Source organism: Trichocoleus sp. FACHB-46 (assembly GCF_014695385.1).
GTDB lineage: Bacteria > Cyanobacteriota > Cyanobacteriia > FACHB-46 > FACHB-46 > Trichocoleus.
Window position 1 is genome coordinate 196,052 of the sequence record NZ_JACJOD010000007.1, and the last position, 13,513, is coordinate 209,564.

The following is a 13,513-nucleotide window of genomic DNA, read 5'->3' on the forward strand; positions in this document are numbered from 1 at the left end:
ACGGCTATGTCTTAGCATGCCCTAGCAGAACGAGGATGACTGAGTATGTTTAAATAGATTTAGTAAAATTTTTGACTCAGTACGAGTTGACAAAGAGCAGGGCGATCGCTAAGGAACTTGAACCGGAGCCGATTCCAGCTTGGCGATTAACTTAATGCCAAACTCTGACTCAAAGGCACCCTTCTTGTAATCCACGCTCCATAATTCCAAAGCACAGTCATCGGTAGGTTGAGTCGGTTGGAGCCAGAGATACAATTCTTTCGCCTCAGCCCGATACTCACAGCGGATCTGTTGCACTGCTCCAAGCTGACGGCGATCGAGGGCGACCGCTAGGCGCAATAGAGGACTCAATTGTTCTACAACCCGCCGATGTTTTTTGCTGGTGAGATTGCGATAGGTTTCGTGTTTCTTTTTCGGCGTGTTTTTGCGGTGGTAGCGAGCTAGGTTCGCGATCGTTTCCACTTCAATTTCGGTATAGCCGAGTAAATCGCCGTTGCGGATTAAGTAGTAAGAGTGCTTATGATGGGAGGCATGGTTCACGTGGTGGCCGCAGTTGTGCAAGATGGCAGCGGCCCACAGCAGTTCTTTTTCTTCCTCACCCCACAAATGCAACCAACCTTGAGTTTGGTCAAATAAGCTGGTGGCAAAGGCCGCGATGCGTTGGCTATAGTCCAGATTTACCTGGTACTTGCGCGCTACCCGCTTCACACTCCGCTGCCGTACCGAACTTTGGTAGCGCAACCGATCTTCGATCAGCCCGTGGGTCAGCATCCAATCGACGACCACGCCTTCGCGCAAAGCCCGCTCGCAGATAGTGAAAGCATCAATTTCCAAGAAAGCCATTGTTTCTTGCAAAATCAAGGCTCCAGCCAGAATAATTTCAGCTCGACGCTCGGACATTCCCGGTAGTGTCAGCCGTTCTGCAAAGCTGAGCCGCCGCAGCCGCGCCACAATTTCTCGCAGATCGGCCAGCGGGACTTGATACCCGTTTAATGGATCGGGAATGATGCCGAGCTTTTCGCGGGCATGCAGCATCGCTACCGTTTCCGCAGTGCCAGAGGTGCCAACTAAACGCGGCACTTCTCCAGGCTTGAGGTGAGCGCGTAACTCCCCTACCGGACGCTCGATCATGCCACGAATGTAGGCTTGCAGATATTGAAACTCAGCATTGCTAATCGGGTCAGTGCTGACATATTCTGCCGTCAGGCGAACGGCTCCAATTTTGGTGCTGCTGAGCGTGCGTGGTTCGTGCCCGTCACCCAAAATTAGCTCGGTAGAACCGCCACCAATGTCAATAATTACATGGGGTTTGTTATCAAACTCCATCCCCGACAGCACGCCTAAGTAGATGCGTCGAGCTTCTTCCTGCCCAGAAACTAAGTTGACGATGATGCCAACTTCCGCTTCCACTTGTTTGACAAATTCTTTGCCGTTGGGCGCTTCCCGCACGGCACTGGTCGCCACTGCAATAATTTGTTCGGCATTGAGCGAAGTGGCAATGTCTTTGCACCGCTTCAACGCCGCGATCGCCCGTCCCATTGCCGCAGGGGTTAAGTCTCCCGTTTCAGGGTCGCGATCGCCCAGCCGAGCCGTGTCTTTCTCGCGAGCCATGATGCTAAAGGCGGGCAAAGTGGGCTGAACCCGGACCACGACCATGTGAATAGAATTAGTGCCAATATCGATGGCCGCAAGAATGCGGTCTTGCTCAGCCGAGATGGGAACGCTCACCGAACTGCCTCTGCCTTTTACGCTGAATCTGCGATCGCCCTGATCTTATCGCGGCACGTTGCCCTCTGATGTTTTTCCTTGGTTTAAGAGTTGAAGTAGGCGATCGCGTCAGTTTTTCGCTAATAAAAGCGAATTGCTGCACCTAGAACAGCGATATTCTAAAAGATTAGGAATTGTAACAAGTTTTACCCCTCAACCCATGCTGACCCAGCCTGAGCAACGACCTGAACCCACCTGGCTAACTGTGATTCGGCTTTTGCGGTGGGATAAACCAGAAGGACGCTTGATCCTCATGCTTCCGGCGTTGTGGGCGGTGTTTCTGGCGGCACGGGGTACACCCCCACTTCTCCTAGTCGGCGTGATCATCTTAGGCAGTTTGGCGACCAGTGCAGCTGGCTGTGTGGTGAATGATCTCTGGGACCGCAATATTGACCCCAAAGTGCAGCGCACCCGCAACCGTCCCCTAGCTTCCCGTGCCCTCTCCGTTAAAACGGGATTCGTGGTGCTACTGGTTTCCTTGCTTTGTGCCTGGGGCTTAGCCCTGTACCTCAACCCTTTGAGTTTTTGGCTCTGCGTTGCAGCCGTTCCAGTCATCCTGTTATATCCCTCGGCCAAGCGGGTGTTCCCGGTCCCCCAACTGGTTCTCTCGATCGCCTGGGGTTTCGCGGTGCTAATTAGCTGGAGCGCCGTCACGGGACGCTTAGAATTCCCTGCCTGGCTGCTATGGGGAGCCACCGTCCTTTGGACACTAGGCTTCGATACCGTTTACGCCATGCCCGATCGCGAAGACGATCGCCGCATTGGAGTCAACTCCAGTGCCTTATTTTTTGGCCCTAGAACTGCCTCCGCAATCGGTCTGTTCTACATCGGCACAGCTCTACTGCTGGCTTGGCTGGGCTTAGAGATGCAACTGCACTTCAGCTTTTGGCTCACTTGGGCGATCGCAGTAGCAGGTTGGACTTGGCAATCAATCCGCCTCCGCCAAAACCATCTCCCCCCAGCCACCTACGGCCAAATGTTCCGCCAAAACGTCTGGTTAGGATTTATCTTGCTGGCAGGCATGGTCGCAGGCGCAATCCTATAGGGTGCGTTGTAACGCACCGCTCTAATTTACCGCCCACATGCCATTCAAGTAGCCTCCCGTTCCAATAAAATCGTCACGGGACCATCATTCTCGATCGCGACTTCCATCATGGCTCCAAATTTTCCGGTTTCCACCTTGAGGCCACTTTGGCGGAGCTTAGCGACAAATTGCTCATAGAGTTGTTCGGCGATCGCGGGGGCAGCTGCTTGGTCAAAGGATGGGCGGCGGCCTTTGCGGCAGTCTCCATACAGCGTGAACTGGCTGACCACTAATAACTCACCCCCGATTTCTTGCACCGATTGCTCAAAGCGGCCATTGCCACTTTCCGAGTCAGGGAATAATCTCAGCTCCAGGCATTTCCGGGCCATCCAATCGAGTTCGGTTTCCGTGTCGGTGCTAGAAATCCCGACTAAAAGATTCAATCCTCGGCCAATCTTGCCGATCACTTGACCTGCAACCGTAACTTGAGAAGATTTAACTCGCTGAATCACCACTCGCATAGTTTTAGATAGAACGGTATTTTTCCTGCCGCGATCACCTTTGGACAGAACTAATAGCAGTTATGGCTGAAACCAGCTAGGTTATAGGCGGCTGACGTTGGCATCAGGTATCAATCACATGAACCCATCTCTTGAAGGCCCTACCCTCCGGCTGGTTACGATTCCAGTGAGCCATTATTGCGAGAAAGCTCGGTGGGCTCTAGATCGGCTTCAGGTAGATTACGTGGAAGAAGCTCATGCTCCCTTATTTAGTCGCCTTGCTACCTGGCAGTTAGGAGCTGGAGCCCAAGTTCCGGTCTTAGTCACGCAGACAGAAGTTGTGGCTGACTCAACCAGAATTTTGCAGTACTCGGATCACGTGTTTGCCTCCGAACACAAGCTATATCCTAGCGACCCAGATTTGCGACGAGAGGTTGAGGAGCTGGAGGAATTATTTGACACCCGATTGGGAGTGTCTCTACGATGCTGGGTTTACTTCCACTTGCTGCCCCAAAGAGAGCTGACGCTGAAAATGTGGTGTGAAGGTACGCCTACCTTAGAGCAGCGCTTATCCCGTACCTTGTTTCCCCTGACTCGCCAGTTGATCACGCAGGCGCTAGATGTCAACGCTGAGTCAGAAACAACAGCTTTCAGCGAAACTAGGAATATTTTTGAAATGGTCAGCCAGCGGCTATCGGATGGTCGTCGTTATCTGGTTGGCAATACTTTCACGGCTGCTGATTTAACCTTTGCAGCTCTCGCGGCTCCTGTCTTAATGCCGAAAGAGTATGGCGTCCCACTGCTTGAATTTGAGGAATTACCTCCGAAGATGGCAGTGCGAGTTGCAGAGTTACAAGCCATGCCAGCCGCTGCTTACGCGCTCAGATTATTTCGAGAAGAGCGCAATAATATCCAGCCTACTTCAGCCAATCTTGCAGGAGGCTAAGCAAACCACCTGACTGGAGGATGTTGCTGCTGAGTGAGTGGGCCACACTGTAAAGAGAGTTCACATCAATCCATGCACGCTAGGCTGGCACTCCTGACTACAACCTTGGAGCTGCCAGTTTTTTATGGGCGCTAGTGGCACAAATGCGATCGCACAAAATAAAGGACAGACCGAAGCCTGTCCTATGCTAAGAACGCCATTAAGGTGCCATTAAGATGATGGGAATTGCGCTTTACGCTTCATCGAGTGCGGCAATACCAGGAAGCTCTTTACCTTCGAGCAATTCTAGGCTGGCACCACCACCCGTAGAAATGTGGCTCATTTGATCTGCTACACCGACTTTCTCTACCGCAGCCACAGAGTCGCCACCGCCGATGATGGTGGTTACGCCTTGCTTGGTCAAACCTGCTAAGGTATGGGCGATCGCTTCAGTGCCCTGAGCAAATTTATCGAACTCAAACACACCCATTGGCCCGTTCCAGATCACGCTCTTGCACTGAGCCAGCGCGTCTTGGAAAACTTTGATCGAGTCGGGACCAATATCCAGACCCATCCAGCCATCGGGGATATTCTCAATGCTAACGGTTTGGGCGTTGGCATCAGCCGCGAAGTTGTCAGCTACCACAACATCGGTAGGCAGCAACAGCTCAACTCCCTTCTCTTTGGCTTTCGCTTCCAGGGCACGAGCGAGGTCTAGCTTGTCTTCTTCGACTAGAGACTTACCGACGCTCAGACCACGAGCTTTGTAGAAGGTGAAGATCATGCCGCCGCCGATGAACAGCTTGTCTACCTTATCAAGCAGGGTTTCAATCACACCGATTTTGCTCGAAACTTTGGAGCCACCGACGATCGCCGCCAAAGGACGTTGGGGATTTTCGATCGCGTTTTGCAGGTACTTAAGTTCTTTCTCAATTAGGATGCCAGCGACGGAAGGCTTGAGGTAGTGGGTCACACCTTCCGTGGAAGCATGCGCCCGGTGAGCGGTACCAAAAGCGTCATTCACGTACAGGTCGGCTAGAGAAGCTAGCTTTTTGGCAAATTCAGGATCATTCTTTTCCTCTTCCTTGTAGAAGCGGACGTTCTCTAGCAACAGGACATCACCGTTTTGCAAAGCACCAACTTTAGCCGCAGCTTCGTCGCCGATGCAGTCGTCGGTCTTGACCACGGTTTTACCTAGCAACTCGGAGAGACGCTTAGCCACAGGAGTCAGACGGAGGCTGTCGTCTACGCCTTTGGGCCGTCCAAAGTGGCTGCACAAAATTACCTTGGCTCCCTTCGAGGTCAACTCTTGGATGGTTGGCAGAGCGGCCCGGATGCGAGTATCGTCTGTGATATTACCTTGGTCATCGAGGGGTACGTTGAAGTCCGCGCGGACTAGAACCCGCTTGCCAGCTAAATCGGACGACGATAAATTTGCTACAGTTTTTTTGGACACAGAAAAATCTCCTGAATGAGCCTTTGTACCTATTAATTAGATTAAAACAAGCCGTGACCTGTTTCAGGTATTTCTACTTAACACGCTAGAAAGCCTGAACGGATCAACCTGAATCTGTTCGTTGGATTCGTACTATGCGTCGTCCACATTTTACCTAGGTCTGTGTCCGGAGTTGCGCTTATGTTTAAAACTGTTCTGTTTCCCATTGACCAAAGCCGTGAATCGCGTCAAGCTGCCGATACTGTGGCAGAGCTTGTCAAGTTTCATCACAGCCGTTTAGTGATCGTGTCTGTAGTTGAAACACCAGAGCCAGGAGAAGAAGTGCCAAGTGCTGAAATGGCATCCCCAGAAGCGATCGCGGAATTGCTAAAAACCGCTAGAAACCTCTTTTCAGATCAAGGTATTAATACTGAACTGATCGAACGAGAAGGAAAACCAGCTTTCACCATCTGTGATGTCGCAGATGAACTGGATGCTGACCTAATTATTATGGGTTGCCGAGGTCTAGGTCTCACCGAGGAGGGAGCCGCCGACAGCGTCACCAATCGGGTAATCAACCTTGCTCCCTGCCCCGTGTTAATTGTGCCCTAACACTAAATAGCCTGAGTAAATTCCAGAACTAACGAAGAGAGTCACCAGTGCCACGGGCAGGACAAAATGTGCGGGTGATGGCTAGACAACGCCGCACGAAAGCAGTGTTGGGGTCTGCGATCGCTGGCTTATGGATATTGCTACCCTGGGTGCTACCGTGGCTCCTCCAGTTTTTCTTCCCAACCATCGTGCTTTCACTGCCTGGTTGGGTCTATTTGATTTGCTTAGTTCCAGCAGGTTTCAGCTACTTCCAAGCCCAACGTTTATGGAGCAAAGCCAATCGAGCTGACCAAGGCGCGGCGGGAGAAGAAGCGATCGCCACAGTTCTCGCACCTCTCCAGAGCGAAGGCTGGCAAATGGAATATGGCGTTCGCGATCGCTCGGTTGGGGATGTAGATGTATTTCTGCTGTCCCCAAAAGGTCGAGCTTACACCATTGATGTCAAATCCCATCGGGGCGAGGTGCGGAGTGACGGTAAGCAGCTCTATCGGCAGTATGGGCGATCGCAATATCCCTTTGAAAAGGATTTCTTGAACCAAGCCAAGCGCCAAGCTGTTGCGATGAAAAAGTTGAAGCGCTTAACTTTTGTCACCCCAGTTGTAGCTTTCTCTCAAGCCAGGGTTGAAGTTGAGCAGAACCCGATTGCGGGTGTCTACGTCGTGGGCAAACAGGATTTGGTGAGGTGCTTGCGATCGCTGGGCTAACTTTCCGACAAGAGCGCTCGAAACGATCATGTGAAAACAAAGCTTTTGTAGCTTTGTTCACCCCAACTCATCAACTAACTCACTGGGTTCGCCGGGATAAAAGCGATCGCCTAGAATTTCCGCTAAACCATAGGGACATTCTGGAGGAAAAGGGCGGCTGGGTAAATCAGTTTCACTCACTGCCAGTTCTACACCTTTTAGATAAGCTTTCTGCAATGCTTCTTCTAGATAGGGCTTGAGGCTGGGGTTGTCTTCTAGTAATTCGGAGATGTCGAGGCGCTGGATGCGAATCGTGGCTAGCCAGCTACGACTACGACGTTCGGGTTGGTACTGCCATTTGAGTAAATGCCCAATTAGCAAACTCAAGCGATTGCGGAGTTCTTGGCGTTGCTGTTTACCCAAAGATGCAATTTCCTCAATCAAATTTGGTAGGTCAAGCTGGCTCCATTGCTGCTGGTGGAGTAAAGCAGCTTGTTCCTGCGTCCAAGCGTAGAAGTCGTTGTTATAGAGGTTTGGTTCAGAAACGGTAGCCTTTGGGTCTATTTCTGGGATGTGCATGGCGATCGCTCAACCTCAATGTCCTTATTGTAGAGTTGCCTTTTCGAGGCACAATCGCTTTGTTAAATCGCCAAGGGGCGATCGCAATCCCATTGGATCTATTCGTCTATTGGTTTCGGCCAGTTTACGCTGACTACAGTTTTGTACAGAATATTATGCAGAACATAAGGGCTCTTAAGTAACTCAGCGGAAGTAAGACTGCGGCGGGTTATGCATACTGAAGGGTACATAGTAAATTGTACGTAGTGCTAGAGATGGGTTTCCCCACGCTGCATCATAATGTTGGTATTCCCCACCTCAATCCTTACTGCTATCTTTTAGGGCTCACTGCCCTAATTTCTCTGGTGTCCGCCTATGCAGCTTGGCAGCGACGAACTACGGCTCCAGCTAGCAGGCCTTTTCTTTTAATGATGCTGGCGATCGCAGGGTATGCCACTGTTGCAGCATTAGAGGCAGCCGCGACAACGTTATCCAGCAAAATACTGTGGTCGAAGCTAGAGTATGTCGGCTCTGGCAGCGTGATTACGCTCTTTTTGATCTTTGCGACCCACTTCACCCACCGAAAAAATTGGCTGACTCCCAAAGCTCTGGCATGGCTCTGGGTTGTGCCAATTTTGAATGTCATTCTCGTCATGACAAACAGTTGGCATCATTGGGTTTGGACTGGATTTTTGTGGAGCTCTGCCAGAAGCAACCTGCTCATTTACCAGCATGGCCCCGGATTCTTCTGGATCATGGCTTGTGTTTATGCTTATACCTTGGCTGGGGCCTTTCTCTTACTACAAGCAGCCCTCCGCCCCTCTCTCCTGTATCGGCGGCAAGCCATCATGGCCTTAGCTTCAGCCATGATCCCCTTAATCGGGGGTAGTGCCTATATGCTCAAGCTCACGCCTCCGGGCTTGAACATTACACCGATGAGTTTTATGCTCAGCGGATTAATTTATTCTGCCAATCTCTTTCGCTTTCAATTGTTTGATCTAGTGCCAGTGGCTCGCGATACGTTGGTTGAGAGCATGAGTGATGGAGTCCTGGTTTTAGATCAGCAAAATCGCATTGTGGATATTAACCCAGCGGCACGAGAGCTGCTAGGCACAACCGTTGCCTGTGTTGGACAGCCCGCAGCAAAAAGCTTATTGCAATGGCAAGATATAGCTCGGCGTTGCTACGATAGCGGCGATCATAGGCTGGCAATTGCTAGAGAGGGCAAGCCACTGCGCTACATAGAGCTACGCACAACGCCCCTGCGCGATCGCGCCCAGCACATTACCGGGCGCTTGATTATCTTACGAGATGTGACCGAACGCCACCAAGCAGAGCTAGATCTGCAACAGGCGAATCACCGTTTACAAAACCAGTTACTAGAAATTGAGGTGTTGCAAACTCAGTTGCGAGAGCAAGCGATACGGGATGTACTCACGGGTTTGTTCAATCGCCGTTATCTGGAAGAAACGTTTCCTAGAGAGTTGGCACGGGCCACCCGCAAAAGTTATCCCATTACAGTTGCTCTCCTGGATATTGATCACTTTAAGCAGATTAACGATACGTTTGGGCACCTAGGAGGCGATCGCGTGTTGCAAGCCTTTGGAGAACTGCTGCGTTGTCACAGCCGTTCTAGCGATATTGCTTGTCGCTATGGGGGTGAGGAGTTTGTGCTATTTATGCCGCGGATGCCGCTAGATCTTGCCTACCGACGGATTGAGAAAATTCGTTTGGCTTGGGAAGCTACCCTTGTGGAGTTTGGTGGGCAGCAAATCCAGTCCACCGTCTCTGGTGGCGTTAGTACCTTTCCCCCGGAGGGAAGAACGATTGATTGTCTGTTGCACTTAGCCGATCAGGCGTTGTATGCAGCCAAAGCGGCAGGAAGAAACTGCATCAAGCATGGGTTTTACCAGCCCCTAGATCAATTCTCAGTTCGTTGCGGCAACCATCAGCTATAGGAACACTGGCTCGCGCAGAGGCCAATCGCGAAGCTCTTGAGCCAGAAGGAGCCCGATCACTGTAGCTAGTAAGCAACCCCTACCATTGATAGATGTGTACGTCCATCTTTAGCAACCCGCAAGCGATCGCGAGTTATGACTTCTGTTAGAGGAAGAATTTTGTTTTACTAGTTAGTCTTAATTTTGTCGAGAGAATTATTGGCTCGCATCCTTCGGGGCGAGTTCGATAGTTTCTCGAAATATGAAAAGCATTGAAAATGAATTAGTGGAGTACTTTGATGAAAAACTTGATTTCTGGAGCGATTGCTCAAGTTAGTTCTTTGTTTAATCAACTACAAGTCAAGCGTTTTTTGGCCGTCGCTCTTGTTGGTTTTATCTTGCTGACCACCAACGCTCAGCCCAACAGCGCTAGCACCAAAGCGATTAGTGACCGAATCAACACCGTCGCTCACCAGAATGATTCCGACCGCCCCAAAACCACAGGCGAATGGAACAAAGAAGCACGTGAAATCAACTCTGCTGATGGCGAAGGTCGGCTCCAAAGAATTGCCAAAGAGTCTACAGAAGCTGTGAAAGACTTTGGTGGCCTCTATCCCGACACCGCTGACAGAAGCGCTAGCGACCTAGACAAGAATGAACTGCGCCGTCAAGGTTACTCTGACAAAGTGCAACGCTAAGGAATAAATCCTAGGCTCCCCTTCCCTACGAGGGAAGGGGTTGGGGGTTAGGTTTTTTAAGACGCGATAGCAGAATGACGATTGAGAGATTCTTGTTGCATCGCTAGTTTGCGGCTCTCGAAGAGTTGAATTACCCCTTTCGTCACCGTCTCTACAACGGCTGGATCGCAGTAAGAAAGAAACTCTTCAGCAGAAATTTCATCTTGAAAGAATGCTTTCGCATGTTTCAACAACTGGCGTAAAGCTGCGAAACCGATTGACTTCACGACAAAAGTTGCAGTCGGAGAGTTTTTCACATCGTAGAAAGAATCAATACTGCGGCCTTTTTCGAGTAGTTCTAGCGCATCATGTTCGATTGGAGTTTCTGGCAACCTATAGCTAGAGATTTTGGGTAAGAAATGCTCTAATTGCACCGTCGAAAAGCCCGAAGATGGCAATTCCCCCATCATGGTAGAGATCGGGACATCACGGCCAATCCGAAACGCCAACGCTTCAATAATGGCGATCGAAACGAGTTTTGCCCCCAGATATAGCCGAGCCACTTCTAAGTTTTTTGCGGTGTTGTTGATTAGCCGTTGATAGGTTTCGTCGTTAGGTTCACCGTGGAACTGCCGAAACACCACTTCTGGCTTGAGGAAGTTCATGAAACCTTCCATCTTCTGAATCGACAGGCGATAGCCTTGCACTTTGTAGGCGTTGGTGTTTTTCAGGTCGTGGTTGGTTTCGGGGATGAGATTCCAGGTATTGTCGAGGAAATGGGCGGAGCTAGGAAACGCAAAATTCTCTACGTCTCGGTTGGCAAGGCGTACGGATCGTTTCGTGATTTCGAGGGTTTCTGCTTCTGTCCAACCTAAGTCGAACTCCTGACTGATGCTTAAGAGTCTTCGGTATAGGGCCTCGTCGCTAGTGATGCCTTCGGCAGATTTGGGTCGGAAGGGAACGGTAGCTTCGATACAAGCAGCAATTTGGGCTAGATGACTGTAGGAAAGTAGGGATTCTAGGCTTTTGGCAGCAATCACGGCACTGAGAAACTCGTTTTGGCCCGCCATTGGGGACAGTCGCTGACTGGGGGCAAAACCAAATACTGTGAGGACTAAGCTGAAGCTGCGATCGCTCGGCAAGTCTTCGGCATCCAGAATGGCAAGATGGCCTGGGGTTTCTTTAATGAAGGGGGCGATGAAGCGGCTAATGTTGACGCTGATGCCTTGATCTACTTGCACGTAAACGAGATCGTGGAAGAGTGCGGCTAAAACTTCGATCGCGTCGCCAGAATCGCCCACTTCAAAAATATGCTCTGGGGTGTGGAAGTAGCGCCAGGGGCCTGTCATGGCTTGGATGATCAGTTCTGCGATCTTGTCGAGTTTGGCGATGTCTACTTTGCCTTGGAGCTGTTCTATAGCCCAAGTCAAGCTCTCTAAACACCGTTCTCGATCGCGATCTACATCCATGTGACCCTCCTACTTCCCCTGATTCTGCCAGTGAACACGTACGACTGCTTATAGTTTGTATACCAGGCTTGAGAGAACTGAAAAGTTTGCCTCAATACTGGATTCTCGTTGATTGTACCCACTTCGGAGATTGGTAGTTGTGAGGGCGATCGCTTTCAGCGGAAATTTAGGCTGATCCGCTACAGATTGTAATAATTGACTTGCATCCCGTAGGAGACGACTGATGGCAGAGATGAAATCTGAGAACGCAGGCGATCCGTATGACCTTAACCGCTTTGTACAAGCCCAGGAGCGCGATTACGAACGGGCATTGTCTGAGGTCAAGAATGGTCGGAAGCGATCGCATTGGATGTGGTACATTTTCCCGCAGTTCGATGGGCTAGGGTTCAGTGCAACGTCGAAACGATACGCGATCAAGAGTGTTGCAGAAGCTAAGGCGTACCTGAGTCATCCGATTCTGGGGCCACGACTGATAGCCTGTGCTGAAGCGGCTCTGAGTGTAGAGGGGCGATCGGCACACGAGATTTTTGGTTCGCCTGATGACATGAAGCTTAAATCTTGCGCGACGTTGTTTGCCTACGTGTCACCTGAAGGGTCAGTTTTTAAGCAAGTACTCAACAAGTTTTTTCAGGGCGATTGTGACCAAAAAACACTCGATCTGCTGGCACGTTCTCCACAAGTTGATTGAAGAGAAATCTGATGCTCATTTAATAGTGGAAGCGATCGCTGGCTGTGGCAGGTATCCCTACAAAAAATTTGAGGGAAATCACCTGAAAAATCTTTATGAGTTTTTTACGCTAAAAACATTAAATTCCGTGTTTATCAGGGCATCTTAGAGAGGAACTGTTTAGCCCCAACAGAATAATAGGTATTTCAAAAGTGATGAGTCATTATTGCAGCGCTTGCTGTGCTCTTTTCGTATGTGATGGAGTTGCCGAATGACCAGTACAACAACTAGTACGAAAAGTTATAACAGCGTTGTCAAAACCTGGTTACAAATTCCACCAAACTTTGCTGAGGGAAATCTTGAAGCTCTGTTAATGACAGTGATGTGGCAAGCGTTAGGGTTGACTGTTAACCAAGTTAAAAAGAACCCTAGTATAGGCGGTGGTTGCATCCCAGATTGGTTAATTTATCAAGATCCTTCTCAACCACCTGTACTAGTTATTGAAGATAAAAAGCGCGACCCAGACTTAGCCAATGCTTCAGACTCAGACTTTGTGGAATTGTGCAAGAAGGATAAGCTTTACAAGGATGCTGTCGGCTATCCAGTGGCTCATGGTAATAATGGCATCAAACAATATTTAGATAAGGACAAAGTATCACCTAAGTGTTTAGCCTCGTATGGCCTAGTTTTCAATGGTGATTTCTTTCAGCTCTGGCGGCGAGTTGATGGGTTAGTTTTTCCACTCACTCCCATTCAAAGAGTCACGAAGAAAAGTTTGCCACTCCTCATGCAGCAGTTAGATTACTGCCTAAAACATCCTCAGCCTGCATTAGTTTCTGCGATTTGGAATCAGAAAGGTGGTGTTGCCAAAACCACAAATATCATCAATAGACCTCCTGCATGAATCGAAAAACATGTGACAGTTAGTGACCGCAGAGAGGAAAAGCGGGCTAAATTTTGGGTGGGCACGCATTCCAGCAGCAGCTATGCAATACCAGGAGCTAGAGCATCTATCGAATCCGGAGTTCAAGCGCTTGTGTGGCGTGAGTCGTAGTACTTTTCGGGAAATGGTTGAAGTGCTACGCCCCCCTCTAGATCGCCGAGGACGGCGAGGGGGCCAAACAAAGCTGAGCGTTGAAGACCAGCTATTAGTCACTTTGGCTTACTGGCGAGAGTATCGTAGCCAATTCCACATTGGGGTGAGTTGGGGACTGCACGAAACTACGGTCGGCCGAATTGTAAAAAAAGTGGAAGACGTG

14 protein-coding genes are annotated in these 13,513 nt (G+C 50.1%); 9 read left to right on the plus strand and 5 right to left on the minus strand.

Annotation, left to right across the window (positions count from 1 at the left end; translation table 11 throughout):
• Window positions 1–108: 108 nt before the first annotated feature.
• Complete coding sequence (locus H6F72_RS04705) at window positions 109–1,728, minus strand: HD domain-containing protein (protein ID WP_370527444.1); 1,620 nt, start codon at window positions 1,726–1,728, stop codon at window positions 109–111.
• A gap of 199 nt (window positions 1,729–1,927) precedes the next feature.
• On the opposite strand from H6F72_RS04705, the gene H6F72_RS04710 reads away from it, so the two are divergent.
• Window positions 1,928–2,812: a 4-hydroxybenzoate solanesyltransferase gene (locus H6F72_RS04710; protein WP_190432306.1), complete on the plus strand. Its 885-nt coding sequence runs from the start codon at window positions 1,928–1,930 to the stop codon at window positions 2,810–2,812.
• 44 nt (window positions 2,813–2,856) lie between these two features.
• Here the strand turns inward: H6F72_RS04710 and dtd are convergent, their stop codons facing one another.
• Window positions 2,857–3,312 carry a D-aminoacyl-tRNA deacylase gene (gene dtd / locus H6F72_RS04715; protein WP_190432308.1) on the minus strand — a complete coding sequence of 152 codons (456 nt, stop codon included), beginning with the start codon at window positions 3,310–3,312 and terminating at the stop codon, window positions 2,857–2,859.
• 118 nt (window positions 3,313–3,430) lie between these two features.
• Here dtd and H6F72_RS04720 point away from each other — a divergent pair, with 118 nt between their 5' ends.
• Window positions 3,431–4,237, plus strand: a complete 807-nt coding sequence (locus H6F72_RS04720; protein ID WP_190432309.1) for a glutathione S-transferase family protein — start codon at window positions 3,431–3,433, stop codon at window positions 4,235–4,237.
• A 232-nt stretch (window positions 4,238–4,469) separates the two neighbouring features.
• On the opposite strand, the gene pgk is transcribed toward H6F72_RS04720, so the two are convergent.
• Window positions 4,470–5,672 (minus strand): phosphoglycerate kinase, encoded by a 1,203-nt coding sequence (gene pgk, locus H6F72_RS04725; RefSeq protein ID WP_190432311.1) that lies wholly within the window; start codon window positions 5,670–5,672, stop codon window positions 4,470–4,472.
• 180 nt (window positions 5,673–5,852) lie between these two features.
• On the opposite strand from pgk, the gene H6F72_RS04730 reads away from it, so the two are divergent.
• Entirely contained in the window at window positions 5,853–6,263 is a 411-nt protein-coding gene (locus H6F72_RS04730; protein ID WP_190432313.1) for a universal stress protein, read from the plus strand.
• 47 nt (window positions 6,264–6,310) lie between these two features.
• Window positions 6,311–6,967 (plus strand): nuclease-related domain-containing protein, encoded by a 657-nt coding sequence (locus H6F72_RS04735; protein WP_190432315.1) that lies wholly within the window; start codon window positions 6,311–6,313, stop codon window positions 6,965–6,967.
• 57 nt (window positions 6,968–7,024) lie between these two features.
• On the opposite strand, the gene H6F72_RS04740 is transcribed toward H6F72_RS04735, so the two are convergent.
• Window positions 7,025–7,525 carry a DUF29 domain-containing protein gene (locus H6F72_RS04740; RefSeq protein ID WP_190432316.1) on the minus strand — a complete coding sequence of 167 codons (501 nt, stop codon included), beginning with the start codon at window positions 7,523–7,525 and terminating at the stop codon, window positions 7,025–7,027.
• Between the two features lie 254 nt (window positions 7,526–7,779).
• Between H6F72_RS04740 and H6F72_RS04745 the strand changes: the two genes are divergently transcribed.
• On the plus strand, window positions 7,780–9,462 hold the full coding sequence (locus tag H6F72_RS04745; RefSeq protein WP_190432317.1) for a histidine kinase N-terminal 7TM domain-containing protein: 1,683 nt from the start codon (window positions 7,780–7,782) through the stop codon (window positions 9,460–9,462).
• Between the two features lie 278 nt (window positions 9,463–9,740).
• Complete coding sequence (locus H6F72_RS04750; protein ID WP_190432318.1) at window positions 9,741–10,139, plus strand: hypothetical protein; 399 nt, start codon at window positions 9,741–9,743, stop codon at window positions 10,137–10,139.
• 56 nt (window positions 10,140–10,195) lie between these two features.
• Here H6F72_RS04750 and H6F72_RS04755 read toward each other — a convergent pair whose 3' ends face one another.
• Window positions 10,196–11,587 (minus strand): hypothetical protein, encoded by a 1,392-nt coding sequence (locus tag H6F72_RS04755; RefSeq protein ID WP_190432319.1) that lies wholly within the window; start codon window positions 11,585–11,587, stop codon window positions 10,196–10,198.
• A gap of 223 nt (window positions 11,588–11,810) precedes the next feature.
• Here H6F72_RS04755 and H6F72_RS04760 point away from each other — a divergent pair, with 223 nt between their 5' ends.
• The 3 genes from H6F72_RS04760 to H6F72_RS30085 form a co-directional block, all read left to right on the plus strand.
• Entirely contained in the window at window positions 11,811–12,275 is a 465-nt protein-coding gene (locus H6F72_RS04760) for a DUF1810 domain-containing protein (RefSeq protein ID WP_190432320.1), read from the plus strand.
• Between the two features lie 250 nt (window positions 12,276–12,525).
• Window positions 12,526–13,158 carry a ParA family protein gene (locus H6F72_RS04765; RefSeq protein WP_190432321.1) on the plus strand — a complete coding sequence of 211 codons (633 nt, stop codon included), beginning with the start codon at window positions 12,526–12,528 and terminating at the stop codon, window positions 13,156–13,158.
• A gap of 82 nt (window positions 13,159–13,240) precedes the next feature.
• Window positions 13,241–13,513: transposase family protein (locus H6F72_RS30085; RefSeq protein ID WP_190432322.1), on the plus strand; the 273-nt coding region annotated here is incomplete at its 3' end.

Coding starts and splice junctions, on each gene's coding strand:
- H6F72_RS04750 (WP_190432318.1), top strand. CDS start 9,741: ATGAAAAACTTGATTTCTGGAGCGATTGCTCAAGTTAGTTCTTTGTTT.
- H6F72_RS04765 (WP_190432321.1), top strand. CDS start 12,526: ATGACCAGTACAACAACTAGTACGAAAAGTTATAACAGCGTTGTCAAA.
- H6F72_RS04710 (WP_190432306.1), top strand. CDS start 1,928: ATGCTGACCCAGCCTGAGCAACGACCTGAACCCACCTGGCTAACTGTG.
- H6F72_RS04755 (WP_190432319.1), bottom strand. CDS start 11,587: ATGGATGTAGATCGCGATCGAGAACGGTGTTTAGAGAGCTTGACTTGG.
- H6F72_RS04720 (WP_190432309.1), top strand. CDS start 3,431: ATGAACCCATCTCTTGAAGGCCCTACCCTCCGGCTGGTTACGATTCCA.
- H6F72_RS04745 (WP_190432317.1), top strand. CDS start 7,780: ATGGGTTTCCCCACGCTGCATCATAATGTTGGTATTCCCCACCTCAAT.
- H6F72_RS04760 (WP_190432320.1), top strand. CDS start 11,811: ATGGCAGAGATGAAATCTGAGAACGCAGGCGATCCGTATGACCTTAAC.
- H6F72_RS04730 (WP_190432313.1), top strand. CDS start 5,853: ATGTTTAAAACTGTTCTGTTTCCCATTGACCAAAGCCGTGAATCGCGT.
- dtd (WP_190432308.1), bottom strand. CDS start 3,312: ATGCGAGTGGTGATTCAGCGAGTTAAATCTTCTCAAGTTACGGTTGCA.
- H6F72_RS04740 (WP_190432316.1), bottom strand. CDS start 7,525: ATGCACATCCCAGAAATAGACCCAAAGGCTACCGTTTCTGAACCAAAC.